Origin of the sequence: Trinickia sp. (assembly GCF_036503415.1) — a bacterium.
In the GTDB taxonomy this organism is placed as follows: Bacteria; Pseudomonadota; Gammaproteobacteria; order Burkholderiales; family Burkholderiaceae; genus Trinickia.
The window spans coordinates 23,976-49,512 of the sequence record NZ_DASXWY010000196.1 but is presented as its reverse complement, the minus strand read 5'-3'; the positions used below and the strand labels follow the sequence as shown (position 1 = coordinate 49,512).

Here is a 25,537-nt window from a genome sequence, read left to right as displayed (position 1 = left end):
GAACCCGTTATAATTTCGCGCATCTCCGCTCTCGAATGGCCCGCACGCGTTCTCGTCGCGGGATCCACAATGCTTTATCCCACTGAATTTGACGTCATCGTTGTCGGCGGCGGTCATGCCGGCACGGAGGCCGCTTTGGCCTCCGCGCGCATGGGCGCAAAGACGCTGCTGTTGACCCACAACATCGAAACGCTCGGTCAGATGAGCTGCAATCCGTCGATCGGCGGGATTGGCAAAGGCCATCTGGTCAAGGAAGTCGACGCGCTCGGCGGCGCAATGGCGGCCGCAACCGATGAGGGCGGGATTCAATTCCGCATTCTCAACTCGTCGAAAGGGCCGGCTGTGCGCGCGACGCGTGCCCAAGCCGACCGCCTGCTGTACAAACAGGCGATCCGCCATCGGCTCGAAAATCAGCCGAATTTGAGTCTGTTTCAGCAGGCGGTCGAGGACTTGATCGTGGAGGGCGACCGTGTCGTCGGCGCCGTGACGCAAGTCGGCATTCGTTTTCGCGCGCGTGCAGTGGTGTTGACGGCCGGCACGTTCCTCGACGGCAAGATTCACGTTGGCCTCAATCATTACACCGGAGGCCGCGCCGGCGATCCGGCCGCCGTATCGCTGTCCGCCCGGCTCAAGGAATTGAAGCTGCCGCAAGGGCGGTTGAAGACGGGGACGCCCCCGCGTATCGACGGCCGTACGATCGACTTTTCCGTACTGGAAGAGCAGCCCGGGGATCTCGATCCTGTTCCTGTCTTCTCGTTTCTGGGCCGCGCAGAACAACATCCGCGCCAGGTGCCGTGCTGGGTCACGCATACGAACGAGCAGACGCACGAGATCATTCGCGGCGGCCTGGACCGGTCACCGATGTATACCGGGGTCATTGAGGGCGTGGGCCCGCGCTACTGCCCGTCGATCGAGGACAAGATCCATCGATTTGCGACGAAGGCGTCGCATCAGATCTTCCTGGAGCCCGAGGGGCTGACGACGAACGAGTTCTATCCCAACGGTATTTCGACGAGCTTGCCGTTCGACGTTCAGCTGGCGCTCGTCCGTTCGATGCGTGGCCTGGAGAATGCGCATATCCTTCGGCCCGGCTATGCCATCGAATACGACTACTTCGATCCGCGCGGGCTGAAGGCGTCGCTCGAAACGAAAGCGATCAAAGGGTTGTTTTTCGCCGGTCAGATCAACGGCACCACCGGCTACGAGGAAGCAGCGGCGCAGGGTCTGCTCGCCGGCATCAATGCGGGACGCTATGTGCAGGAGAAAGACGCCTGGAGCCCGCGGCGCGATCAGGCCTATCTCGGGGTTCTCGTCGACGATCTGGTCACGCGGGGGGTGTCGGAACCGTATCGGATGTTCACGAGCCGGGCCGAATATCGTCTGAGCCTTCGGGAAGACAATGCCGATATGCGCCTGACCGAGATTGGGCGCGAGCTCGGCGTCGTCGACGATGCCCGGTGGGACGCATTCTCCCGCAAGCGCGATGCTGTTTCACGTGAAACAGAACGTCTGAGGATGACCTGGGTGAATCCGAAGACGCTGTCCGCGGTCGAGGCGACGGCGCTGCTCGGCAAGCCGATCGATCACGAGTACAGCTTGGCGGACCTGCTGCGCCGGCCGGGTGTCAGCTACGCAGGCGTCCGTGCGCTGCGCGAGGGCGGGTGCGGGCCCGATGGCCCGCTGGCCGACGATCCTGTCCTGCTTGCGCAGATCGAGGAGCAGATCGAGATCGGCATCAAGTACCAGGGCTATATCGATCGCCAAGCCGACGAGATCGAACGCAACGAGGCGAACGAGAACACGCGCCTGCCGGATGGCATCGACTATGCGGCCGTGCGCGGGCTATCGTTCGAGGCGCGTCAAAAGCTCGAGCAATTCCGGCCGGAAACGATCGGCCAGGCATCGCGCATCTCGGGCATTACACCGGCCACGATCTCTTTGCTGATGGTTCATCTGAAGAAAGGTCTTGGCCGGCGGCCGGAGCCTGTGACTCACGGCGACGGCGGCCCGGATGCCGCTTCGGCGGCACGATGACGTCATCGCGCAAGGGAGCGGGGCAGACGCTGGATCGAGACACGTTGCGCAGCCCCCTGAATTCAGGGGCGGCGAAGCTTGGCTTGGCGTTGTCCGGCGAGCAGTCGGAGCGGCTGCTCGATTACCTGGGCCTGCTGTCGAAGTGGAATGCCGTCTACAACCTCACGGCGATACGCGACCCGCGGCAGATGCTGATTCAACACGTCCTGGACTCGCTTTCGGTCGCGCCGCATCTTGCCGCGCACGCCGGCGACAGCATCCTCGACGTGGGATCGGGCGGCGGCTTGCCCGGCATCGTGCTCGCGATCGTACTTTCCGAACGGGCCGTTACCTTGAACGATATCGTTCAGAAGAAAACGGCGTTTCAAGCGCAGGTCAAGGCGGAACTGAAACTCTCCAACGTCTCGGTCGTGACGGGCAGGGTGGAAACGCTGCGTCCGGGCGTGGAAGTCGCGGGAAAATTCGACGCGATCGTCTCCCGCGCGTTCGCAGAGCTCTCCGATTTCGTTACACTTGCGCGGCACCTCGTCAGCGAGCGAGGGTCGATCTGGGCCATGAAAGGTGTGCGTCCCGATGCCGAGATTTCGCGGCTGCCGGCGGATGTCCGCGTGGCGCAGGTCGTTCGGCTGGACGTGCCGCTGCTCGACGCCGAGCGGCACCTGGTCGAGATCGTGCCCGAGCGCCATGCCTCGGACGATCGATCCGCTTATCACGCTTAGGACCCAATAAACGATGGCAAAAATCTTCTGCGTCGCGAATCAGAAGGGCGGCGTCGGCAAGACGACGACGGCGGTCAACCTCGCCGCGAGTCTCGTATCGCAGGGGCAACGAGTATTGCTGATCGACCTCGATCCGCAGGGCAACGCGACCATGGGTAGCGGCATCGACAAGGCGAAATGCGAGAGCACCGTCTACGAGGTGCTTGTCGATGGGGTCTCGGTGGCCGATGCGCGGCTCAAACCCGAGGCGGTCGCTTACGACGTGCTGCCCGCGAACCGCGAGCTCGCGGGCGCGGAGATCGAGCTAGTCGGCGTCGAAAATCGAGAGAAGCAGTTGAAGGAGGCGATTGCGCTCGTCGCCGACGATTACGACTTCGTTCTCATCGACTGCCCGCCCGCGCTGTCGCTGCTGACGCTGAACGGCTTGTGCGCGGCGCACGGCGTGGTCATCCCGATGCAGTGCGAGTATTTCGCGCTGGAAGGGTTGTCCGACCTCGTCAATACGATCAAGCAGGTCCATGCGAACTTGAATCGCGATTTGAAGGTGATCGGCTTGCTGCGCGTCATGTTCGATCCGCGCATCACGCTGCAGCAGCAGGTTTCGGATCAATTGAAGGAACATTTCGGCGACAAGGTGTTCGATGTCGTCATCCCGCGCAATGTGCGCCTTGCCGAGGCGCCGAGCTATGGGCTGCCGGGCGTCGTCTTCGACCGCGCTTCGCGCGGGGCACAGGCCTATGTGCAGTTCGGTGCGGAGATGATTGAACGCGTGCGCGGGCTCTGACGCGCGCCGCGATACGGAATGCAGAAGAGGAAGCGAAATGAATGCAGTAGCGAAGAAGAAAGGGTTGGGGCGAGGTCTCGAGGCGCTGCTCGGCGGCAGTCCTGACATCGCCGCGGCGGTCAAAAGCGAAGCCGCGCCGCATGTGCTGCCGCTCAGTCGCCTGCAGGCGGGCAAGTATCAGCCGCGTACTCGGATGGACGAGGGCAGCCTCCAGGAGCTCGCGGCGAGCATTCGCGCGCAAGGCCTGATGCAGCCGATTCTCGTGCGTCCTGTCTCGGCGGAGAAGTACGAAATCATTGCGGGCGAGCGGCGATTCCGCGCTGCGCATCTGGCCGGGCTCGACGAGGTGCCGGTGCTCGTCAAGAGCGTGCCCGATCAGGCCGCGGCGGCCATGGCGCTCATCGAGAACATTCAGCGCGAAGATCTGAATCCGCTCGAAGAAGCGCAGGGCATCCAACGGTTGCTCGATGAATTCAGTTTCACGCACGAGCAGGCGGCCGAATCGGTCGGACGCTCGCGCAGCGCCGTGTCGAACCTGCTGCGGCTGCTCAATCTGGCCGCACCGGTTCAAACGATGCTGCTGGCCGGCGATCTCGACATGGGGCATGCGCGTGCGCTGCTGGCCGTGGACGCCGCGACGCAGATCACGCTCGCCAACCAGGTCGTGAACAAGCAGATGTCCGTGCGGGAGACGGAGCGGCTCGTCAACGCGACGACCAAAGCGGCACCGACGGTGAAAGCGCGCGCGAGTCAGGACGGCGGCCGCGACACGCGCCGGCTCGAAGAGGAACTGTCCGACCTTCTCGCCTCCGCCGTGAAAATCAAACTGGGCCGCCGCGGACGTGGTCAAGTGCAGATCGAATTCGGCAGCCTCGATGCGCTCGAAGGCATTCTCGCGCGTTTGCGCGGCAACGTCGGCGCATGAGTTCCGCCGAGAAGCCTCGCAGCGCCGGGGTGTCCGGCTTGCGCAAAACAGTCGGATTTGTTGCAAACGAGCCAGTTCTGGCCATTCTCGTCGCGGCGCTCGTTGTGCTGCAATGTCTGCATCCGCAGGCGTGGCGCACGTTGCCCGGGCTCGTCGACTGGCCCACGGTCCAGACGCTCGCGGGCCTGCTGATTCTGACGAAAGCCGTGGAACTGTCGGGTTTTCTGATGTGGCTCGCGCATCGCGTCGTGCACCACGTGCATTCGGAGCGCGGTCTTGCCGGCCTCGTGATTGCGTTGGCCGCGGGGCTTTCGATGCTCGTGACCAACGACGTCGCGCTGTTCGTCGTCGTTCCGCTCGTGCTGTCGCTGAACCGGCTCACACCGCTGCCGGTCAAGCGGCTTACGATTTTCACGGCGCTGGCGGTCAACGCGGGCTCGATCCTGACGCCGCTCGGCAATCCGCAAAACCTGTTTCTCTGGCAGACGAGCGGCGTTTCGTTCGGCGCTTTCGTCTATGCGCTGCTGCCGCTTTGCGCCGCATTGACCGCCATGCTGTATGCGGTGGCGTTTTTCGCTTTCAAACCGCGCGCACTCGATTTGTCGCGCGATACGGCGACACAATCGGTCGATCGTGCGTACGCCGGCACGGCGGGACTGCTTTTCGTGGCGTTCGTGCTGCTGGCCGATTCGCATCACGCCGCGATCGGGTTGGCCGCCATCGCGCTGGGCTTTCTTCTCTGGCGGCGCGACGCCGTGCTGAAGATCGACTGGCCGCTCCTGCTGATCTTCGTGCTGATGTTCATCGTCCTGCGCAGCGCGGCGGCGCTGCCATGGATCAAGACGACCATCGCCGCGATCGGTATCGATACACCCCTGCGCGCTTTTGTCGCAGGCTCCGTGTTATCGCAAGGTATCAGCAATGTGCCGGCGGCCATCATGCTCGCCGAGTTCACCCATGACTGGCGTGCGCTGGCGTTCGGTGTCAGCGTCGGCGGGTTCGGCCTCGGCATCGGCTCGCTCGCGAACCTCATTGCGATCCGGCTCGCCAAAGAGCGCGGCGCGTGGACCGCGTTCCACCTGTTGTCGATTCCGTTCTGGATCGTCGCGACGGCGTTCGGCGCCTGGCTCGTGCGCTGACATCGAGCGGCGCGCCGCTTGCAGGCGCCTTGCAACGGCAGTCAACCGGCAGCGTGGGGCGCCGCGCGAGCGGTCGCCCGGACACCGTTCGCCCCATGTCTGCGTTCGACCTAAAGTCTTGAATCGCCTGCGACTATCGCTTACAATCGCCCGGATTTATTAGCTAGGCAGCCCCGTAAGCACGTCGAAAGAAGCTCGCACGTGGCGAAGTGATGGAAAGCGCGCGCGACGAAGCGGCGGCGGGTCGGAAATGGGTTTTTGAGCAGTCGTTTTTGGCGGATAGGCGATGGCGGATCGAGAGCCGGAAGAAAGGCACGAGGCACGCGCGCCACAGACTGTTTCCACTGCGCCGCGCGTCGGTCACGTCGAACATGTCGACGATGCGTGGGATGCCGAGCAGCAAGATATAAATATCGTTCCGCTCACGCGGGCGGAGGCCGAAAAGCTCTTCGGCCCGAAAGTGAGCCGTCCATCGCGCGTCACGCCGTTCCGGGTCGTGATGGCGCAAATGGTTTTGTCCCTGGTTGCAACGCTGGTTTGGTGGCTGTTTTACGAGCCGCCGGGTGCTGCTGCGCTGTCGGCGTTCCTCGGGGGAGCGATTTGTTGGGTGCCGAGCGCATTGTTCGCGGCACGTCTTGGAAGAGCGGGCGCAGGCGGATCGATCTTCGGTTGGATGATCGGCGAAGCGCTCAAGATGGGGGTGACGGTTGCGATGTTCGTCGCAATCGCGTTCTGGTATCACGACGTGCGGTGGTTGCCGCTTTTCGTGACCTATCTCATCGCGCTCAAGACGTATTGGATCGCGCTCGCGCTGCACTGAAAGATTTTCGACAATTTGGGTGGCATTAACGATATGGCAGCTAGCGAAGGCACGCGCGTGGCGGATCCGTCCGAGTACATTGCGCATCACTTGCAGAACTTTTCCACCTCGCACCAGACGTCGATTTTCGACATCCATGTCTGGAATCTGGACACGCTGTTCTGGTCGATCGTTTGCGGCGTCATCACCATCCTCGTGCTGCGTCTTGCCGCGCGCAAGGCCACGCCCGGCGTGCCGGGGCGCTTCCAGTGCGCTATCGAGATGCTCGTCGAGATGGTCGAGGATCAATCGAAGTCGATGATCCACGGCAATCGCGCGTTTATTGCACCGCTCGCGCTGACCGTGTTCGTCTGGGTCGCGCTGATGAACTCGCTCGACTTCATCCCCGTCGACCTGCCGGGCCGCGTCATTAGCCTGTTGGGCCTGTCGGGCGTCATCTCGCACCACCGCATCGTGCCGACGGCCGATCTGAACGGCACCATCGGGATCGCGCTCGGCGTGTTCGTGCTGATGATCTACTACAACTTCAAGATCAAGGGCGCCGGCGGCTTCCTGCACGAACTGCTGTCCGCACCGTTCGGCTCGCATCCGCTGCTGTGGATCCCGAACCTCGCACTGAACATCATCGAGTTCGTCGCCAAGACCGTTTCGCTCGGCATGCGGCTTTTCGGCAACATGTACGCCGGCGAGTTGCTGTTCCTGCTGATCGCTTTGCTCGGCAGTCTCTGGAATTTCGGCGCGGACACGACGGTCCTCGGCTTCATCGGCCACGTGATCGCGGGGAGCGTGTGGGCGGTCTTCCACATTCTGATCGTGTTGCTGCAGGCGTTCATCTTCATGATGCTGACGCTCGTGTACATCGGTCAGGCTCACGACACGCATTGACGCGACAGGGCCTGCATCAGCGAATTCGTTTTCGTTTCTCTAAATCCAGTTCTAAAAAGTCATCTACAAAGGAGTGATCATGCAAGCTTTCATCGCCAACATCCAAGGTCTGACCGCCATCGGTATCGGCATCATCATCGGCCTGGGTGCAATCGGCGCCTGTATCGGTATCGGCCTGATGGGCGGCAAGTACATCGAAGCCTGCGCACGTCAGCCTGAACTGATGAACCCGCTCCAGACCAAGATGTTCCTGTTGGCCGGTCTGATCGACGCGGCGTTCCTGATCGGCGTCGGTGTGGCAATGCTGTTTGCGTTCGCGAACCCGCTGCTCTCGAAGCTCGCAGGCTGAGGTTTCTCGGAAGTTTGCGCGGACGGCGGCATGCGTCGGCGCAAGGGGCGAAACGGATCTTGGGCGCTGATCGAACGTGAAAGTCGATGAGCGCCTTACCGTTTCACTTTCCGAACTAGCAACGTTTAAGGAAACACCGTGAATCTCAACGCAACCCTGTTTGCGCAAATGGTCGTGTTCCTGATCCTCGCGTGGTTCACGATGAAGTTCGTGTGGCCGCCGTTGATCAACGCTCTCGACGAACGCGCGAGGAAGATCGCCGACGGCCTGGCCGCCGCCGAAAGGGGCAAGACGGAACTCGAAGCCGCGCACAAGCGCGTCGATCAGGAGCTCGCCCAAGCCCGAAACGATGGTCAGCAGCGCATCGCCGACGCCGAAAAGCGCGCGCTCTCCGTGGCCGACGAAATCAAGGCCAATGCGCAAGCCGAAGCGGCGCGCATCATTGCGCAGGCCAAGGCCGATGCCGACCAACAGATCGTAAAGGCGCGCGAAGTGCTGCGCGGCGAAGTCGCCGCGCTCGCAGTGAAGGGCGCCGAGCAAATCTTGAAGCGCGAGATCGATCAAGCGGCCCACGCCGAATTGCTCAATCAACTGAAAGCCGAGCTCTGATCATGGCCGAACTTGCAACCATCGCCCGCCCGTACGCGGAAGCGCTATTCGGCGTTGCCGAGGGTGGCGACGTCGCCGCCTGGTCCGCTCTTGTGCAGGAGCTGGCACAGGTTGCGCGTCTGCCGGAAGTGCTGTCGGTCGCCACGAGCCCGAAGGTGAGCCGCGCACAAGTCGTCGAGCTTCTGCTCGCGGCGGTCAAATCGCCGCAAAAGGATGCGCCGGCGGCGAAGAATTTCGTGCAAATGCTCGTCGATAACCACCGACTCGCGCTGTTGCCCGAAATCGCCGTGCAGTTCGACGAATTGAAGAACGCTCGTGAAGGGGCGGCCGATGCGCTGATCGTCAGCGCGTTTGCCCTCGAAGGCCAGCAACTCGCCGATCTCACCGCCAGTCTCGAACGCAAGTTCAAGCGTAAGCTCAAGTCGACGGTCCAGGTGGATCCGTCGCTGATCGGGGGCGTGCGCGTGACGGTTGGCGACGAAGTGCTCGATACCTCGGTCCGCGCGCAGCTCGCCGGCATGCAGACGGCGCTCACGAATTGAGCGATGCGCGACATGCCCAGCGGCACGCAACAGAATTGAACATCAGGAGCGAATAATGCAACTCAATCCCTCTGAGATCAGCGAGCTGATCAAGAGCCGGATCCAGGGCCTTGAAGCGAGCGCGGACGTTCGCAACCAGGGCACCGTGATCTCCGTGACCGACGGTATCGTGCGCATTCACGGTCTGTCGGACGTGATGCAGGGCGAAATGCTCGAATTCCCGGGCAACACGTTCGGCCTCGCGCTGAACCTCGAGCGCGACTCAGTCGGCGCCGTGATTCTGGGTGAGTACGAGCACATCTCGGAAGGCGACGTCGTCAAGACGACGGGCCGCATTCTCGAAGTGCCCGTGGGCCCCGAGCTGATCGGCCGCGTGGTCGACGCGCTCGGCAACCCGATCGACGGCAAGGGTCCGATCAACGCGAAGATGACCGACGCCGTTGAAAAGATCGCCCCGGGCGTGATCTGGCGTAAGTCGGTATCGCAGCCGGTGCAAACGGGTCTGAAGTCGATCGACTCGATGGTGCCGATCGGCCGTGGCCAGCGCGAGCTGATCATCGGCGACCGTCAATGCGGCAAGACCGCCGTGGCTGTCGACGCGATCATCAACCAAAAGGGCAAGGACCTCATCTGTATCTACGTCGCGATCGGCCAGAAGGCTTCGTCGATCATGAACGTGGTGCGCAAGCTCGAAGAAACGGGCGCGATGGCATACACGATCGTGGTGGCCGCTTCGGCTTCCGAATCGGCTGCGATGCAATATCTCGCGCCGTACGCGGGCTGCACGATGGGCGAGTACTTCCGCGATCGCGGTCAAGACGCGCTGATCATTTACGACGACTTGACCAAGCAAGCGTGGGCGTATCGTCAAATCTCGCTGCTGCTGCGCCGCCCGCCGGGTCGCGAAGCGTATCCGGGTGACGTGTTCTATCTGCACTCGCGTCTGCTCGAGCGCGCCGCGCGCGTTTCGGAAGAGTATGTCGAGAAGTTCACGAACGGCGAAGTGAAAGGCAAGAGCGGCTCGCTGACGGCACTGCCCGTCATCGAAACGCAGGCCGGCGACGTGACGGCGTTCGTGCCGACGAACGTGATCTCGATTACCGACGGTCAGATCTTCCTCGAAACCGACCTCTTCAATGCGGGTATCCGTCCGGCCATCAACGCCGGTGTGTCGGTCTCGCGCGTGGGCGGTGCGGCGCAGACGAAGGTCGTCAAGAAGCTCTCGGGCGGTATCCGTACCGACTTGGCGCAGTACCGCGAACTGGCTGCATTCGCGCAGTTCGCCTCGGATCTCGACGAAGCGACCCGCAAGCAGCTCGAGCGCGGCCGCCGTGTGACCGAGCTGCTCAAGCAGCCGCAGTATCAGCCGCTTCAGGTGTGGGAGCTGGCCGTCGCGCTGTTTGCCGCGAACAACGGTTATCTCGACGACCTCGAAGTGAAGGACGTGCTTGCGTTCGAAAAGGGTATGCGCGAATACCTGAAGACGAGCCATGCCGATCTCGTGAAGCGCATCGAAGACACGAAGGACTTGTCGAAGGACGACGAGGGCGCGCTGCACGCCGCTCTGAAGGACTTCAAGAAGTCGGGTGCTTATTGATCGAGGCATAGGGACCTAGAAGCCGCGCTCGCCGGAAACGAGCGGTTCGCGCGGCTTCGATCAGGGAGCAAGCAATGGCTGGAATGAAGGAAATTCGCGGCAAGATCAAGAGCGTGCAGAACACGCGCAAGATCACGAAAGCGATGGAGATGGTTGCCGCATCGAAGATGCGTCGTGCGCAGGAGCGCATGCGTGCCGCCCGTCCGTACGCCGAAAAAGTCCGCGACATCGCAGCGCACATGAGTCGCGCGAACCCCGAGTATCGTCACCCGTTCATGGTGTCGAACGAAGGCGCGAAGGCGGCTGGCCTGATCCTCGTGACGACGGACAAGGGTCTGTGCGGCGGCTTGAACACGAACGTGATGCGTGCGTCGCTGCAAAAGATCAAGGAACTCGACGACAAAGGCCAGAAGGTCGAGGCCACCGCGATCGGCAGCAAGGGGTTCGGGTTCTTGAACCGCCTCCATGCGAAGGTCGCCTCGCATGTCGTGCAGCTCGGCGACACGCCGCATCTGGAAAAGCTGATCGGCGCGGTCAAGGTGCAGCTCGATCTGTACTCGGAAGGCAAGGTCTCGGCCGTGTATCTCGCCTACACGCGTTTCATCAATACGATGAAGCAGGAGCCCGTGATCGAGCAGTTGCTGCCGCTGTCGGCCGAGCATTTCGAGAGCGACAAGACAACGCCGAACGCCGCGTGGGATTACATCTACGAGCCGGATCCGCAGGCGGTCGTCGATGAGTTGCTCGTGCGCTACGTCGAGGCGCTCGTGTACCAGGCGGTAGCCGAGAACATGGCGTCCGAGCAATCGGCACGCATGGTCGCGATGAAGGCGGCATCGGACAACGCGAAGACGGTGATCAACGAGCTGCAGCTGTCGTACAACAAGAGCCGCCAGGCTGCGATCACGAAGGAATTGTCGGAAATCGTCGGCGGCGCTGCCGCGGTCTGACGCGCCTCGTACCGAACTGCGCCCTTGCGCGAGTGAAGAATTGAGTATCTAAAGGAAAAGCGATGAGTACTACTGCTTTGGTAGAAGGCAAGATCGTACAGTGCATCGGCGCGGTGATCGACGTGGAATTCCCGCGCGAGAACATGCCGAAGGTCTACGATGCCCTCGTGCTCGAAGGCACGGAACTGACGCTCGAAGTTCAGCAGCAGCTGGGCGACGGCGTGGTGCGCACCATCTGTCTCGGTGCATCCGACGGCCTGCGCCGCGGCATCATGGTGAAGAACACGGGCTTGCCGATCAGCGTGCCTGTCGGCAAGCCGACGCTCGGCCGCATCATGGACGTGCTGGGCCGTCCGATCGACGAAGCCGGTCCGATCGAAAGCGCGACCAAGCGTTCAATCCACCAGAAGGCGCCCAAGTTCGACGAACTGTCGCCGTCGACGGAACTGCTTGAAACGGGCATCAAGGTTATCGATCTGATCTGTCCGTTCGCGAAGGGCGGTAAGGTGGGCTTGTTCGGTGGCGCCGGCGTCGGCAAGACCGTGAACATGATGGAGCTCATCAACAACATCGCGAAGGAGCACGGCGGTTACTCCGTGTTCGCTGGCGTGGGCGAGCGTACCCGTGAAGGGAACGACTTCTACCACGAAATGAAGGACTCGAACGTGCTCGACAAGGTCGCGCTCGTCTATGGTCAGATGAACGAGCCGCCGGGCAACCGTCTGCGCGTGGCGCTGACGGGCCTCACGATGGCCGAGCACTTCCGCGACGAAGGCCTCGACGTGCTGTTCTTCGTCGACAATATCTACCGTTTCACGCTGGCCGGTACCGAAGTGTCGGCACTGCTCGGCCGTATGCCGTCGGCGGTGGGCTATCAGCCGACGCTGGCAGAAGAAATGGGCAAGCTGCAAGAGCGCATCACGTCGACGAAGACGGGCTCGATCACTTCGGTGCAAGCCGTGTACGTGCCTGCCGATGACTTGACGGACCCGTCGCCGGCTACGACGTTCGGCCACTTGGACGCAACGGTCGTGCTCTCGCGCGATATCGCTTCGCTCGGTATTTATCCGGCCGTGGACCCGCTCGATTCGACCTCGCGTCAAATCGACCCGAACGTGATCGGCGAAGAGCACTACTCGATCACGCGTGGTGTGCAGCAGACGCTGCAGCGCTACAAGGAACTGCGCGACATCATCGCGATTCTCGGGATGGACGAGTTGTCGCCCGAAGACAAGCTCTCGGTGGCTCGCGCACGTAAGATCCAGCGTTTCCTGTCGCAGCCGTTCCACGTCGCGGAAGTGTTTACGGGTTCCCCGGGCAAGTACGTGCCGCTCAAGGAAACGATCCGCGGCTTCAAGATGATCGTCGAAGGCGAGTGCGATCATCTGCCCGAGCAGGCGTTCTACATGGTCGGTACGATCGACGAAGCCTTCGAAAAGGCGAAGAAGATCCAGTAACGATCGGGCCCAGGAGTCAGTACGAATGGACTGACTCCGCCGACCGCTGAGGAATCAATATGGCAACCATCAAAGTAGACGTCGTCAGCGCGGAAGAGCAGATCTTCTCGGGCCATGCGAAGTTCGTCGCGCTGCCGGGCGAGGCGGGCGAGCTCGGCATTTTGCCGGGCCACACGCCGCTCATCACGCGTATTCGTCCGGGTGCCGTGCGCATCGAAGCCGAAAGCGGCGAAGAGGAATTCGTCTTCGTGGCCGGCGGTATTCTCGAAGTGCAGCCGGGTGCCGTGACGGTGCTGGCCGATACCGCGATCCGCGGCAAGGATCTCGACGAAGCGAAGGCTGAGCAGGCGCGCAAGCGCGCAGAAGAAGCGTTGCAGAACTCGGGCTCGAACCTCGAGTATGCGACGGCGCAGGCCGAGCTCTCGTATGCCGTGGCGCAACTCGCGGCGATTCAGCGGCTGCGGAAGATGCGCACGACGCAGCACTGACGAGAAGCAAAACAGGCGTTAAACACCTGGAAATGCCGTCCGGCGTAATAGCTGGACGGCATTTTTTTATGCCTTACTCAGCGTCAAGCTCGGCGACGGCTCCCTGCAAGCGCGAGCCGATGAACACAGGCGCGAAATCGGATCAACGACATACGCTTTGCTGTCGATAAATTCGCGCGCATTTCGCCTGATACCGCGCATTGGAATATATCTACGTCCCTGCCTGCGCCCATACCTATTCGCGACGCGCGGGAGCGAGTCAATCACTCATAGGGGAGCGTGGACAAGCATGGTATCCGAAGTTAGAGGACGGTCCGGCGGTCAACCGCCGCAAAACGGCGATGCAGCGGCGAGCGCATTGGGCGACGTTGCCAGTACCGACCAAACGCCATCGCCGACGCGACAACGGCCGCCCAGAGGTGCCGTGCGCAGGACTCGTTTGGCCCAGGTGTCCGGCGCCCGGCCTGCCACTTATCCAAGTCACCGTACAGTCAAGTCAGCGGACGATATCCGTCGCGAGCACCGCATGCGCGACTTTGGTCGTGAGCAGCATCAGCCATGGGTGAACCTTGTACCTCCCACGCGCCGCGAATCGAAGGGATGGAGCGAGCACGACCCCGACGCGTGGGCCGCGGCGATGGACCCCGTCCGCTATATGAGCGGCAACTACGTGACGATCAGAGAAGCATTGCGCAACAGGCTGCTGTGGAACACCGACCGCAAGCTCGGGCAATTCCTCGATCTGGCGAGCGCGCGACTCGCCGGCCAAACGCTTCCGGATGAGTTGACCATCGGTTGTCTGTCCACCGGGCCGGGCCACAACGAAATGCTGACGACCGTCGCGCTCGCGCAGCGTCTGAGGGTGCCGATTCGCTCGCTGACGAACTATGAGCCCGTGCCGGCTAACCGCGAGCACGGCAGGGATCAATGGCAGGCGTCACGCGCGCGCGAACACAAGTTGAGGGCGGCGCTCATCGATCCGGATCACGACCCGGCCCAGTACCGGCAACTGCTCGCTGAGCGCGAGAAGTCCGACCGCTCCTGGCTCTATGCGCAGGTTCTCGGAATAGACATCACCACTATCGATCACGCCGGCATCAACGGCAAACCGGTCGAGGCCGACTGGCAGCCGCTCGATGTGTTTTCGCCGCCCTCGGACATGTTCGAATCGCTCGATGTGGCGACAGACTTCTACGGCAGCTGTTCCTACACGGACAGCCCGGCGCGTTTCGCCGCGACGATGATCACGAAGATGCGCATGCTGAAGCCGGGCGGGCTGCTCGTCAGTGTGAACGAGGCAGTGACAGGCGTGTGGAAGGGCTACAAGGCCGCGTTGCCGGGCGCCAACGTGCCACCGCACGTCATGCGTGCAATTCTTCGAATCCTCGATCCGAACGTCGAACTCGAATCGATCGAACTCGATACCTCCACGACCGACGGTCACGTTCCGGCCACGGTCATCATGTCGGTTCTGCAAAAATCGGCCGACTTCGAAGAGCGCCTGCCCGAGATTCGCCAAAAGCTCGTCGATCTCCTTTCTTTACCGGGATCATTCGAACTCGATGGCATGGAGCCGCCACGCGCCTCGCCGCAGTTGCGCGAGCAGATAGCCAACAACGCCATTGTTCCCATCGGCGCGATGCAGCCCTTCGACGACGCGCCGCCCTTTCTGCTGACGCTCATGCGTGACGTGCACGGTACACGCCAGGTTCATGCACACCGAAAATGGCAAGGCGAATTCGATCCGGCCGATGCGGAACCGCTTACGTCGCTCGATTCGAGCGTCGTCCATGCCGAGGTTGCGCCTGGAGCCGGCGGCATGATGAGCGTCGTCGACCATCGGGGCGTCGTCACGCTGCATGACGTCGTCGCGGGGAGGGAGCGCAGTGTTCCCGCGTTTTCTCAGTCGGGCGAACGGCAGCTTGGCCCGTGGTCTCCCGATGGGCGCCGATTTCTCGTGACTACGGCCAGCATCGACGTGGAGACAGGCCTGCGTGCGACCGAAATACATTGCGTGAGCGTAGACAATCCCGACGAGCCACAACTGTTGTTGCGCGAAAACGCCGCAGACTGGACTTGCAACGTCAGGCACAGCGATGACATGCAGGCGGGCCGCACTCATGGCACCGAACGCAGGCAGCCGATCGTGTGGACGGAGCAGGGTTCATTGCTGGCCGTGCGCAGAAGCCAGGGCGAATCCGACGAGCTCTGGGAGGTCGATCCCGCGAGCGGATCCCGCAAGCTTCTCGTCGGCCCGGATGCGGATTGCGAACTACTGCTGCACAACACGGAGCACGGGCCGTCGGGACTCTACGAGCGCGTCGACAACCCAGAGCCCATGATCATCGATCAATTGCTTCGGCTTCCCGACGGTGCGGGTATCGAGGTCGGGATCCAGATGCCTGGCAGCCGGCAGTCGGCCGTCGGATGGCTCGAGGTGCCCAATGACGCCGCCGATGAATCCAGCACGGTCCGTCTATGGGCGCACGAAACGCCGGCCATGGCGGAGCGCATTCGTCTCGAGGACGGCACTGTGTTCGTAGCGCAGCGCGAGCGGCACGCGCATCTTACGCTCGATGGTCGCTTTCACGATCTGAATCACCCGTTAGAAGGTCCGAGCGCCGGGCATCCGCGGGGCTATACCGATCCAGTCCGCTATGGAGACGCAGTCGCAATTGGCGATTCGGCGGTGTTTGCAACCGTCTCGCCGCTGCGCGGGCCGGCCCTCGCGCGCGTGCAAACCGCGAAGGCCAGGGAGACGAAGGGCTGGAATTCGGCATACGAACTCATGCAGACTTCGCCGCCAACCCCCGTCGGCTCGGCGCGACTGCATTATGCGCGGGACGAGGAAAACGGGCGGCGAACGCCCTTGGGAAGGGTGATGTTGCCCTCGACGGGTGCCATGACGAAGCACGAGCCTTCGTTGCCGCTGTTGATTTGGCTTGGAGGCAACGACGAGATGACCTATCCGGCCTGGATGGAGCAGCTCATCGAGCGCTACGGCATCGCCGTACTGGTGCCCGACCTCTCCGTCCCGCCGGAACGCATCGCGTCCGCACAGATGAGTGCGGCGGAACGCCATGCCGTTATCGAGCAGCTTCACCGGCACATCGAGGCTTTTTGTACGCAGCGGGTGGCCGAGGGCGCGTTGTCGCAGCGGCTCGATGGCTCACGCATCATGATTGCCGGCGACACGCTGGTCTCGGAGCTGCTGGCGTCGTATCCGGACGATGCAATGGCTGCGGCCGTCCTCGCCAATGCTGACGATCCGCTGCCCGGCTTGAGAGAGACCGGCTTCGACGGCCCGTTGTTCGTAGCGGGCAATTCGCGTCAGATCGGCGCGATTGCGCCGCTCGCGCGGCAATGGCGCGAGGAGGGCCGGCAGGTGGTGACCGCGAATGCGGTGAACGAACGCAACGGCCGCTTCCAGGCGGCCGATAACGAAGCCGCGCTGCGCCTTGCGCTGACAGCCTTCTTCGCGAAGGCTGCCCGCCGGCATCAACCCAGCATGTCCAAGGCGGCTGGCGCCGACCGTGGCCGGACGATAGCGAAGCCTACGCCATGGGTTCCGGTTGACCGTCCTGCGCAAGGCATCCCGTTCCGGGGCCTGCCTCGTATCCATGCTCCGGGCAAGGTGGCAAACCGGCTCGGGCGCGGTACGACCGTGGCGCACCATCCCGACACCACGGAGCGCAAACCGAGGGTGACGCTCACGTCGCACGAGCCGAAGCGAGCGATTACGGTGGAAATCGACCTGGACGCCAAGCGAGCGACGATTGTGGATATCCAGAATCCGCCGCCGCTGGAACGACGAAGCCTCCCCGAGTGGTCGTCGCTGATTGCAGAAGCGCTCCGCCCGTATGACATCAATCAAATCGAGTTCGGACCGACAGACATCGTGCCGGTTTTCGCCGCCCGGTCCGAATTGCCTTACTACCTTGCGACCGCCATCGCGGGCGCCTTCCGGCTGCGCGGCATCAGACACGGCAATCTGTACTTTCGAGCGGAGCCCGTCAAGGACGATCCCCAGGACCGATTCAAGATCGTTGTCCGCAGGGGCATCGGCACAAAGGCGCCGCTCGCCGATGCGCCGGCGAATGCCTGATCGCCGGATGTAGTCGCTCGCCGCGCTTCGGGTAAGTGACGATGCGTCTGCCGGCATCGAATGGGACAATCGAATCCCCCAAAGAATGACAGCCGCGGGAGACGATGAAATGGCAACCCAACATGCCGTGGATCAACGCGGTGCACGGATCGCGCCGTCAGACGGTCTCTCGTATGTCCGCGGAGAAACCGATCCGCCGCTCTCGGAGGCGACGATCGGCGAGTTTCTGCGTACGACGGTCGAGCGCTTCCCCGACCGCCCGGCGGTGGTCTTCCGTGAGCAAGGCATTCGCTGGACCTGGCGCGAGTTCGCCGAAGAGGTCGACGTGCTTGCCGCCGGTTTCACCGAACTCGGTATCGCGCGTGGGGATCGTGTCGGCATCTGGTCGCCGAACCGTGTCGAATGGCTGATGACGCAATTTGCCACGGCCCGTATCGGCGCCATTCTCGTCAATGTGAATCCGGCCTATCGGCTGACGGAACTCGAGTATGCGCTGAACAAATCGGGATGCACGGCGATCGTTGCGGCGGAGCGCTTCAAGACGTCGATGTATCTCGACATGCTGCGTGCGCTGGCTCCGGAGCTCGCGGACTCTGAGCCAGGCCAACTGCACGCCGCGCGCCTGCCTGAGCTGCGCACGGTGGTGCGGATGGGCGACACGCCGGCCCCGGGCATGCTGACCTTTTGCGAACTCGTCGAAAAAGGCCGCGTGGCGCTCGATACCGCCGCGCTGGACGCAATCGGTGCCACGCTTTCGGCAGGCGACGCAATCAACATCCAGTTCACGAGCGGCACCACCGGCCATCCCAAGGGTGCGACACTCACGCACCGCAATGTGGTCAATAACGCGCGGTACATCGCCCGCGCCATGCGGTTGACCGAGAACGATTCGCTTTGCATTCCCGTTCCGCTTTATCACTGCTTCGGCATGGTGCTCTCCGTGTTGGCCTGTGTTTCCGCGGGCGCCACCATGGTATTTCCGGCCGAGGCGTTCGATCCCGGCGCCACGCTCGCGGCTGTCTCGGAGGAGCGCTGCACGGCGCTGCATGGGGTACCGACCATGTTCATCGCCGAGCTCGATCACCCCGATTTCGACCGGTTCGATTTGACAGCGCTGCGTACGGGGATCATGGCCGGTTCACCGTGCCCGATCGAGACGATGAAGCGTGTCGTGGCACGGATGCACCTGTCCGAAATCACGATCGCCTACGGCATGACCGAGACGAGCCCGGTCTCGTTCCAGAGTGCGACGACGGATCCGCTCGACAAGCGCACGTCGACGGTGGGTCGCATCCAGCCGCATCTCGAGGCGAAGGTGGTCGATCCCGAGGGACGGACGGTTCCGGTTGGCACGATTGGCGAGCTTTGGACGCGCGGCTACTCCGTCATGCGCGGCTATTGGGACGACGATGCCCGCACACGCGAGGCGATTCAGGACGGCTGGATGCACACCGGCGACTTGGCGACGATCGATGCCGAGGGCTATTGCAATATCGTCGGACGCCTGAAAGACATGCTCATTCGCGGCGGCGAGAACATCTATCCGCGCGAGATCGAGGAGTTCTTGTTCCAGCATCCGAAGATTCAGAGCGTACAGGTCTTCGGTGTACCGGACGCCAAGTATGGCGAGGAGGTCTGCGCCTGGGTCACGTTGCGTTCCGGCGAGCAGATGACCGAAGACGAATTGCGCGAGTACTGCCAGGGCCGGATCGCGCACTACAAAGTGCCGCGCTATGTGCGCTTTGTCGACGAAATGCCGATGACCGTGACAGGCAAGGTGCAGAAGTTCGTCATGCGCGAGCGCATGGTCGAGGAACTCGGGCTCGCCTCGCCGAAGACCTGTTGAGGGCGGTGGCGCGGCGAACCCGTCGGGCAAAAAAAAAGCGGGCCAGCGGCCCGCTAAAAACCACACGCTACGGGGTTAGCGCGAGGAGACCAAGGAAGGAACCAATGAGGTGCTATGTATTGCGCCTCAACGATTCCAGCAAAGATGTACCCAAAAGGATTCGATCTGTCTGATCGGATTTCGGCATCATTATTGCACGAACTCAGAAAGTGCAAATATTGGGACGTCGAAACACACCTGTGTTGAAACCGTTGAGGGGCATTGTGGGCGAATTGCCCGGGCGACGCGGTAACAAAGTGTTTCAGGATGTAACCTAGGCGGGACAAGGCGCGGCGGGACTTTTTGCCGAATTTTGCGCAAATTGAGTCATTATTTCCGATGCACAAGTGGCTTGGTATCGATTACAGAATTGCATGCCAATTGCGCGCGGGAGTCAATTGCCGGATATTCCATTTCATGCAAACCAATATAAAGATTAGCCGGAAAATTTAGCCCGAAATGCTAAATCGCCATTTTTAGGGCGATGCCCGAGTAGACATGTTGCGCGTTGCTTTTTCTCTACGGCTTTCGAGACGATGAAGGAGCCATTGGCATTGCGACGCATGTTGACGCGCGATCTCCGGAGTGGGGCTGTGCTGGCATCGGCGTCGCTCCGCGACTCGGTGGCCGGCTACATGCAATCGCGCGGCTGCCGAATGGTCAAGATCGAGCGCAAGCCTCCTTGGCGCCAACCCCCAGCATGACGACGGCGCGCCGCGCATGTGGGGGGAGCGGGGACACCCCGCGCGGCCCGTCTTCACGCCGCTTCGGGGCGCGCCTTCATTTCAGCCATTTATCGGAAATGGCCTGAAACTCGCCCGTTGCGCGGGCAAGATGCAGCCATTGGTCGACATATTGCTGAAACGGGACATCGCCGCGCGGGACCATGTAGGCCTTCTCCCCGTATTGAAACGGCTTGTCGGGATGGATCGAGCACAGGCCCGGATTCAACTTTTGCTGCAGCAGCGTTTCCGATGCGTCGGTCACCATGACATCCGCCTTGCCGGCCAGAATCTGCTTGAAGATCGTCACGTTGTCCGGGTAGACCGTGACAGTCGCGTGCGGGAAATACTGCTTGGCGAAACGCTCGTTCGTGCCGCCCGGATTGACGATCACACGCGTGGACGATTGGTCGATCTGAGCGACCGTCTGGTATTTGTCGGCGTCGGCGCAGCGCGCGATCGGCGTCTTCCCGTCGATCATGTACGGTTCCGTGAAGAACACGTGCTTCTGGCGCTCGAGCGTCGTCGAGACGCCCCCCACGGCGATATCGCATTTTGCGATGAAGTCCTTCATCAGATTCGACCACGTCGTCTTCACGAACTCGGCCTTCGCGCCGAGCGACTTCGCGAGCGATTCGGCCATATCGATGTCGATTCCTTCGAAGGTGCCGTCGGGCTTCAGGAACGAATAGGGTTTGTAGTCGCCGGTCGTGCACACGCGCAGCGTGGTGCGCGCCGCGATCGCATCGAGGCGCGATGCCGGCGGCGCAGCTGCCGAGTCCGCTGTCGCGTCGGCTAGCGCGGCGCCCGAGCAGGCAAGGCTGAGCAGGCAGGCAAGGGTGGCTTTTCTCATCGTGGTCTCCGATTGGAAGTTTGCGGCGATGGTAGCAGCATCAAAACTCTGCCTGCGTGCTTTTGTCGCGAGCGCGACGGCCGCCCGCTCGCGTCCGGTAAAATGGGCGCTTTTCCAGCCGCGCCGCCTCCCAGACCCAACGTGCCCTCGACCCTGATCAACGACACCTTCTTGCGCGCCCTGCTGCGCGAGCCGACCGAGTACACGCCCATCTGGCTGATGCGCCAGGCCGGCCGTTATCTGCCCGAGTACAACGCCACGCGCGAGCGGGCGGGCAGTTTCCTCGGTCTCGCCAAAAACCCCGACTACGCGACCGAGGTCACGCTGCAGCCGCTCGAACGCTACCCGCTCGATGCGGCGATCCTCTTTTCCGACATCCTGACGGTCCCCGACGCGATGGGGCTCGGCCTGTCGTTCGCTGCCGGCGAGGGACCGCGCTTTGCGCGCCCGGTGCGCGACGAGGCCGATGTCGCGCGCCTGGCCGTACCCGACATCGAGGCGACGCTCGGCTACGTGACCGATGCCGTGCGCGAAATCCGTCGTGCGTTGACCGACGCGCAAGGGCGCCAGCGCGTGCCGCTGATCGGCTTCTCCGGCAGCCCGTGGACGCTTGCCTGCTATATGGTCGAAGGCGCCGGCTCGGACGACTTCCGGACGGTGAAGTCGATGCTCTACAGCCGCCCCGATCTCATGCATCGGATCCTCGAAATCAACGCGCAGGCCGTGGCTGCCTACCTGAACGCGCAGATCGAGGCGGGTGCGCAGGCGGTCATGATTTTCGATACCTGGGGCGGTGCGCTCGCCGACGGCGTGTTTCAGCGTTTTTCGCTCCATTACACCGGCGAAGTCGTGCGTCGGTTGAGGCGGGAGCATGACGGTGCGCGCATCCCGGTGATCACGTTCACGAAAGGCGGCGGCCAGTGGCTCGAAGAGATCGCCGATGCCGGCGTCGATGCCGTCGGGCTGGACTGGACGACCGATCTCTCGCGCGCACGCGAGCGCCTCGGCGATCGCGTGGCGCTGCAAGGCAACCTCGATCCCACCGTTCTGTTCGCCCCTCCCGCGACGATCCGCGCCGAGGCGCGAGCCGTGCTCGAGCGCTTCGGCCCGCATTCCGGCCACGTATTCAATCTGGGCCATGGCATCTCGCAGTTCACCCCACCCGAACACGTCGCGGAACTCGTGGACGAAGTGCATCAAGCAAGTCGCGCCCTGCGCGCACAGTCCCCTGCCACATAAGCATGTCCTTTTTATTGCAACGCAGCGAAATGGGCTCTGGCTCTAAGGGCTGCCGTGGGCTGAAAACGGCGCCGACCGGCGGTTTCCAAGTTGTCAAGACTTGACTTATGCACATTCTTCTCGTTGCGGCGCGGTAGAGCGAAAGCGAGTTGACGCGATGCTGCAAACGTTGTAGCGGACCCCCTCCGGCCTTGTTCGACAAGGGTTTCCGGGCGGTGGGAGATATGTGCGGTTGCCCACGGAAGGCCGTCGCCGCGCCACTCGACGGCCAACGCCTGGGTACTTTTCAACAAAGTTATCCACAGGGGCGCGGCGGGTAGGGCAATCCCCAGCAAGATCCTCGACTTAGCGGCGAATGTGATGTTTTACTTTAAGTTCGATTCAGCGGCATGCGGGGCGCAGCGAGCTGGCCGCTACATGGTCTCGCGGGCCTTTGCCGCATGACGCAACTGATCGCCCGGATTGCGCTCGATCATCCCGTGCCGACCCTGTTCGACTATCGGTGTGAGTCCTCACTCGCGCCGCAAGCGGGCATGCTCGCGGCGGTGCCGTTCGGCAGACGCGAGATAGTGGGGCTGATCTGCGAGGTTGTGACGACGACGGAGGTGCCGTCCGAACGGCTGCGCGACGTCCGACTGGTCTGCGCCGGCTGTGCGCCGTTCACCGATGAATGGCTTCGCCTCGTGGCGTTCGCCGCGGATTATTACCAGCGTTCGGTGGGCGAGGTTGCGTTACCGGCGCTGCCTCAAGTGCTGCGCGATCCCGCGCGCTGGGAGCGGCTTTTCGCGCCCGGTATCTCGTTCAGGCTCACGCCGGCCGGACGCGAAGCGTTGCCGGCCACGCTGCCGGCGCGCGCCAACGCGTTGCGGCGCCTCGCGGGCGCACTGGAGGCGGGGCCACTCGATGCTCGCGAGGCCAGATCGCATTTTTCGAAGGCGCGCGCGACGTTGGAAGCGTGGCAGTCGCAGGGCTGGATCGAGGCGATCGAAACGGCCGCGGATGCGGCCGGTGTTACCGATGCCACCGATGCCACCGATGCCACCGATGCCACCGATGCCACCGATGCCACCGATGCCACCGATGCCACCGATGCCGGACCCGGAGCGGGCGTGCCTGCGCCGCCTGCACAACCGTGCGCGCCACGGCCCACGCTGACGTCCGAGCAGAGCCAGGCCGTGGAGGCCATCGGTGCGGCCGAAGGCTTCGCGCCCTTCCTGCTGCACGGCGTGACGGGCAGCGGCAAGACCGAGGTCTATCTGCATGCGCTCGCGGAGCTCTTCGCGCGCCATCCCGATGCGCAGGCGCTCGTGCTCGTCCCCGAGATCAACCTCACGCCGCAGTTCGAGGCCGTGTTCCGCGCGCGCTTCGCCGCCCGGCTCGGCGGCGAAGCCATCGTCACGCTGCATAGCGGCATGGCCGATGGCGAGCGCGCGCGAAGCTGGCTTGCCGCGCATCGTGGCCGAGCGCGTATCGTGCTCGGCACGCGCCTCGCCGTGCTGGCCTCGATGCCGCGGCTCGCGCTCGTCGTGGTCGACGAAGAGCACGATCCCGCCTACAAGCAGCAAGAAGGGCTGCGTTACTCGGCTCGCGATCTCGCCGTGTGGCGCGCCAAACAGCTCGCGATTCCGGTTGTACTCGGCTCGGCCACGCCCTCGCTCGAAAGCTGGTGGCACGCGCAGCAGGGGCATTATCGGCGGCTGACGCTGACGCGCCGGGCCGTGGCCGACTCCGCATTGCCGGCCGTGCGGATGATCGATCTCGAGGAAGAACGCCGACGCGGCCGGGCGAGCGTCGAGGGGTTTTCGACGCCGCTCGTCGCCGCGCTCAAGGCTCGCCTCGAACGCGGCGAGCAAAGCCTCGTGTTCCTGAATCGGCGCGGCTACGCTCCGGTGCTCTCGTGCGATGCATGCGGCTGGTTGGCCGGCTGTCCGCGCTGCAGTGCCTATGTCGTGCTCCATAAACCCGAGCGCGCCTTGCGCTGCCATCATTGCGGCTGGGAGTCGCGGGTTCCGCGCGCCTGCCCGGAGTGCGGCAATGTCGACATCGCGCCGCTCGGCCGCGGCACGCAGCGCGTGGAGGAAACCCTCGCCACGCTCTTGCCGGGTGCACGCGTGCTGCGCATCGACGCCGACAGCACGCGCCGCAAGGGGAGCGCGCAGGCGCTGTTCTCCGATGTCCATGCCGGCGAGGTCGACGTTCTGGTGGGCACGCAGATGATCGCCAAAGGGCATGACTTTCAGCGCGTGTCGCTCGTCGCCGTACTCAATGCGGATACGGCGCTCTTTTCGCACGACTTTCGCGCCGGCGAGCGGCTGTTCGCGCAGCTCATGCAAGTCAGCGGGCGGGCGGGGCGAGCGGGGCTATCGGGAGAAGTGCTGGTTCAGACGCGCTATGCACGCCACGCGCTCTATCAGGCGCTGGCGCGTCACGATTACGGAGGTTTCGCCGACGCGACGCTCGGCGAGCGGCGCGAGGCGCATCTGCCGCCTTTTGTCTATCAGGCACTACTGCGGGCCGAAGCGCGTACGCTCGAGGCGGCGATCGGCTTCCTTAAGGCTGCGGCTGCCGCGCTCGGCGGCATGGAGTCGGCGGAGCGTGTGACCGTCTACGATCCCGTGCCGATGACGATCGTCAAGGTGGCCAACGTCCATCGGGCGCAGTTGCTCGTCGAAAGCGGTTCGCGCGCGGCATTGCTAGCCACGTTGCGGGGCTGGCAGCCGGCGCTGCGCTCGCTCAAGGGCGTGCTGCGCTGGGCACTCGAAGTCGATCCCGTCGATATCTGACACGCACGGTCGCAGCGCCTCGACTTATCGCAATCGGCTGCGGGCCGAACGCGCGCGGGCGCGCACATCGATAGCGTAGCCGGGTTTCGCGGCAGCAAGCGCAAGCGTTCTGCCTCGGGCGGGGGCGGCCTGGCGCCGCTTGAGCGGTTGCCGGTATCTGGCCGACGAGCGGCACTCATGTGAGCAAAGCATGACGAAGTCTCGCGTTATTCGTCCCGGGGGCTGCGCATTGCGGCTGCTGCGGTTGGCGGCTGTTTTCGGCTGTTCTCGGCCATTGGCCGGCGGCTCGCTTGGCCTGCTGCATGCCCGGTTACCCCGGGCGCGACGGGCATGCTGCGCTTCGATAGGGTTGTCGTCAGATTCGTTGGGCGTCGTGTCGCGCCTCGCCTTCGCGCTGCGCCTGCTGCGCTTGCTCGGCGGCGAGCCGCGCGGTACGCACTCGGGCGATGGCCATCGCGCGATTCATCGCGGGCGAGGCACCTCGAACGAAGAGCGCCAGGCAGAAGACCGTCATGATCCAGATGCTGCCGAGTACGATCCACTTTTCCATTGCGCCTCCCTTCCTGTCCGTTGCCCGCGCCCGATGCCCGGGCGCTCACCTGTGTTTACGGCAGCCCCGAACGCTTCCGGAGGGCGCTGGTAACGATTTAGG

The 25,537-nt window shown here is 63.2% G+C and carries 20 protein-coding genes; 18 read left to right on the top strand and 2 right to left on the bottom strand.

Annotated elements, in window-relative coordinates; genetic code table 11:
- Positions 1–69 precede the first annotated feature (69 nt).
- From mnmG to VGL01_RS23175, 16 genes are all read left to right on the top strand, one after another.
- Positions 70–2,034 (top strand): tRNA uridine-5-carboxymethylaminomethyl(34) synthesis enzyme MnmG, encoded by a 1,965-nt coding sequence (gene mnmG / locus VGL01_RS23250; protein ID WP_331573566.1) that lies wholly within the window; start codon positions 70–72, stop codon positions 2,032–2,034.
- A complete protein-coding gene (gene rsmG, locus VGL01_RS23245) occupies positions 2,031–2,753 on the top strand; it encodes a 16S rRNA (guanine(527)-N(7))-methyltransferase RsmG (RefSeq protein WP_331573565.1) in 723 nt (240 codons plus the stop codon). The genes mnmG and rsmG overlap by 4 nt, the downstream gene beginning before the upstream one ends.
- Positions 2,754–2,766: 13 nt before the next feature.
- Entirely contained in the window at positions 2,767–3,537 is a 771-nt protein-coding gene (locus VGL01_RS23240) for a ParA family protein (protein WP_173257842.1), read from the top strand.
- 37 nt (positions 3,538–3,574) lie between these two features.
- Complete coding sequence (locus VGL01_RS23235) at positions 3,575–4,462, top strand: ParB/RepB/Spo0J family partition protein (RefSeq protein WP_331573564.1); 888 nt, start codon at positions 3,575–3,577, stop codon at positions 4,460–4,462.
- Complete coding sequence (locus tag VGL01_RS23230) at positions 4,459–5,601, top strand: SLC13 family permease (RefSeq protein WP_331573563.1); 1,143 nt, start codon at positions 4,459–4,461, stop codon at positions 5,599–5,601. Before VGL01_RS23235 ends, VGL01_RS23230 begins: the two co-directional genes overlap by 4 nt.
- 286 nt (positions 5,602–5,887) lie before the next feature.
- Positions 5,888–6,421: an ATP synthase subunit I gene (locus VGL01_RS23225; RefSeq protein ID WP_331573562.1), complete on the top strand. Its 534-nt coding sequence runs from the start codon at positions 5,888–5,890 to the stop codon at positions 6,419–6,421.
- A 33-nt stretch (positions 6,422–6,454) separates the two neighbouring features.
- Complete coding sequence (gene atpB, locus VGL01_RS23220) at positions 6,455–7,306, top strand: F0F1 ATP synthase subunit A (RefSeq protein WP_331573560.1); 852 nt, start codon at positions 6,455–6,457, stop codon at positions 7,304–7,306.
- Positions 7,307–7,385: 79 nt separating this feature from the next.
- Complete coding sequence (gene atpE, locus VGL01_RS23215; protein ID WP_007180033.1) at positions 7,386–7,655, top strand: F0F1 ATP synthase subunit C; 270 nt, start codon at positions 7,386–7,388, stop codon at positions 7,653–7,655.
- A gap of 138 nt (positions 7,656–7,793) precedes the next feature.
- Positions 7,794–8,264, top strand: coding sequence for a F0F1 ATP synthase subunit B (locus VGL01_RS23210; protein ID WP_331573558.1), 471 nt, complete (start codon positions 7,794–7,796; stop codon positions 8,262–8,264).
- Between the two features lie 2 nt (positions 8,265–8,266).
- The gene (locus VGL01_RS23205) at positions 8,267–8,806 is read left to right on the top strand and encodes a F0F1 ATP synthase subunit delta (RefSeq protein ID WP_331573556.1); all 540 of its coding nucleotides are present in this window, start codon (positions 8,267–8,269) and stop codon (positions 8,804–8,806) included.
- A gap of 55 nt (positions 8,807–8,861) precedes the next feature.
- The gene (gene atpA, locus VGL01_RS23200; protein WP_331573554.1) at positions 8,862–10,403 is read left to right on the top strand and encodes a F0F1 ATP synthase subunit alpha; all 1,542 of its coding nucleotides are present in this window, start codon (positions 8,862–8,864) and stop codon (positions 10,401–10,403) included.
- Positions 10,404–10,477: 74 nt separating this feature from the next.
- Complete coding sequence (atpG, locus tag VGL01_RS23195; protein WP_331573552.1) at positions 10,478–11,353, top strand: F0F1 ATP synthase subunit gamma; 876 nt, start codon at positions 10,478–10,480, stop codon at positions 11,351–11,353.
- Between the two features lie 62 nt (positions 11,354–11,415).
- Complete coding sequence (gene atpD, locus VGL01_RS23190) at positions 11,416–12,810, top strand: F0F1 ATP synthase subunit beta (protein ID WP_331573550.1); 1,395 nt, start codon at positions 11,416–11,418, stop codon at positions 12,808–12,810.
- A gap of 59 nt (positions 12,811–12,869) precedes the next feature.
- The gene (locus VGL01_RS23185; protein ID WP_331573548.1) at positions 12,870–13,298 is read left to right on the top strand and encodes a F0F1 ATP synthase subunit epsilon; all 429 of its coding nucleotides are present in this window, start codon (positions 12,870–12,872) and stop codon (positions 13,296–13,298) included.
- A gap of 526 nt (positions 13,299–13,824) precedes the next feature.
- Entirely contained in the window at positions 13,825–17,403 is a 3,579-nt protein-coding gene (locus tag VGL01_RS23180) for a hypothetical protein (protein WP_331573546.1), read from the top strand.
- Positions 17,404–17,512: 109 nt separating this feature from the next.
- Positions 17,513–19,249 carry an AMP-binding protein gene (locus VGL01_RS23175; RefSeq protein WP_331573544.1) on the top strand — a complete coding sequence of 579 codons (1,737 nt, stop codon included), beginning with the start codon at positions 17,513–17,515 and terminating at the stop codon, positions 19,247–19,249.
- An 819-nt stretch (positions 19,250–20,068) separates the two neighbouring features.
- Here VGL01_RS23175 and VGL01_RS23170 read toward each other — a convergent pair.
- The gene (locus VGL01_RS23170; protein WP_331573542.1) at positions 20,069–20,863 is read right to left on the bottom strand and encodes a transporter substrate-binding domain-containing protein; all 795 of its coding nucleotides are present in this window, start codon (positions 20,861–20,863) and stop codon (positions 20,069–20,071) included.
- Between the two features lie 141 nt (positions 20,864–21,004).
- Between VGL01_RS23170 and hemE the strand changes: the two genes are divergently transcribed.
- Both hemE and VGL01_RS23160 read left to right on the top strand, forming a co-directional pair.
- Entirely contained in the window at positions 21,005–22,102 is a 1,098-nt protein-coding gene (gene hemE / locus VGL01_RS23165) for a uroporphyrinogen decarboxylase (RefSeq protein ID WP_331573540.1), read from the top strand.
- A 440-nt stretch (positions 22,103–22,542) separates the two neighbouring features.
- Positions 22,543–24,885 (top strand): primosomal protein N', encoded by a 2,343-nt coding sequence (locus tag VGL01_RS23160; RefSeq protein WP_331573538.1) that lies wholly within the window; start codon positions 22,543–22,545, stop codon positions 24,883–24,885.
- 355 nt (positions 24,886–25,240) lie between these two features.
- On the opposite strand, the gene VGL01_RS23155 is transcribed toward VGL01_RS23160, so the two are convergent.
- Positions 25,241–25,435: a hypothetical protein gene (locus VGL01_RS23155; RefSeq protein WP_331573536.1), complete on the bottom strand. Its 195-nt coding sequence runs from the start codon at positions 25,433–25,435 to the stop codon at positions 25,241–25,243.
- Positions 25,436–25,537 lie beyond the last annotated feature (102 nt).

What these genes read in the sequence shown, in the direction of transcription:
- mnmG (WP_331573566.1), top strand. Translation starts at nt 70, where the DNA reads ATGCTTTATCCCACTGAATTTGACGTCATCGTTGTCGGCGGCGGTCAT.
- rsmG (WP_331573565.1), top strand. Translation starts at nt 2,031, where the DNA reads ATGACGTCATCGCGCAAGGGAGCGGGGCAGACGCTGGATCGAGACACG.
- VGL01_RS23240 (WP_173257842.1), top strand. Translation starts at nt 2,767, where the DNA reads ATGGCAAAAATCTTCTGCGTCGCGAATCAGAAGGGCGGCGTCGGCAAG.
- VGL01_RS23235 (WP_331573564.1), top strand. Translation starts at nt 3,575, where the DNA reads ATGAATGCAGTAGCGAAGAAGAAAGGGTTGGGGCGAGGTCTCGAGGCG.
- VGL01_RS23230 (WP_331573563.1), top strand. Translation starts at nt 4,459, where the DNA reads ATGAGTTCCGCCGAGAAGCCTCGCAGCGCCGGGGTGTCCGGCTTGCGC.
- VGL01_RS23225 (WP_331573562.1), top strand. Translation starts at nt 5,888, where the DNA reads ATGGCGGATCGAGAGCCGGAAGAAAGGCACGAGGCACGCGCGCCACAG.
- atpB (WP_331573560.1), top strand. Translation starts at nt 6,455, where the DNA reads ATGGCAGCTAGCGAAGGCACGCGCGTGGCGGATCCGTCCGAGTACATT.
- atpE (WP_007180033.1), top strand. Translation starts at nt 7,386, where the DNA reads ATGCAAGCTTTCATCGCCAACATCCAAGGTCTGACCGCCATCGGTATC.
- VGL01_RS23205 (WP_331573556.1), top strand. Translation starts at nt 8,267, where the DNA reads ATGGCCGAACTTGCAACCATCGCCCGCCCGTACGCGGAAGCGCTATTC.
- atpA (WP_331573554.1), top strand. Translation starts at nt 8,862, where the DNA reads ATGCAACTCAATCCCTCTGAGATCAGCGAGCTGATCAAGAGCCGGATC.
- atpG (WP_331573552.1), top strand. Translation starts at nt 10,478, where the DNA reads ATGGCTGGAATGAAGGAAATTCGCGGCAAGATCAAGAGCGTGCAGAAC.
- atpD (WP_331573550.1), top strand. Translation starts at nt 11,416, where the DNA reads ATGAGTACTACTGCTTTGGTAGAAGGCAAGATCGTACAGTGCATCGGC.
- VGL01_RS23185 (WP_331573548.1), top strand. Translation starts at nt 12,870, where the DNA reads ATGGCAACCATCAAAGTAGACGTCGTCAGCGCGGAAGAGCAGATCTTC.
- VGL01_RS23180 (WP_331573546.1), top strand. Translation starts at nt 13,825, where the DNA reads ATGCGCGACTTTGGTCGTGAGCAGCATCAGCCATGGGTGAACCTTGTA.
- VGL01_RS23175 (WP_331573544.1), top strand. Translation starts at nt 17,513, where the DNA reads ATGGCAACCCAACATGCCGTGGATCAACGCGGTGCACGGATCGCGCCG.
- VGL01_RS23170 (WP_331573542.1), bottom strand. Translation starts at nt 20,863, where the DNA reads ATGAGAAAAGCCACCCTTGCCTGCCTGCTCAGCCTTGCCTGCTCGGGC.
- VGL01_RS23160 (WP_331573538.1), top strand. Translation starts at nt 22,543, where the DNA reads ATGACGCAACTGATCGCCCGGATTGCGCTCGATCATCCCGTGCCGACC.
- VGL01_RS23155 (WP_331573536.1), bottom strand. Translation starts at nt 25,435, where the DNA reads ATGGAAAAGTGGATCGTACTCGGCAGCATCTGGATCATGACGGTCTTC.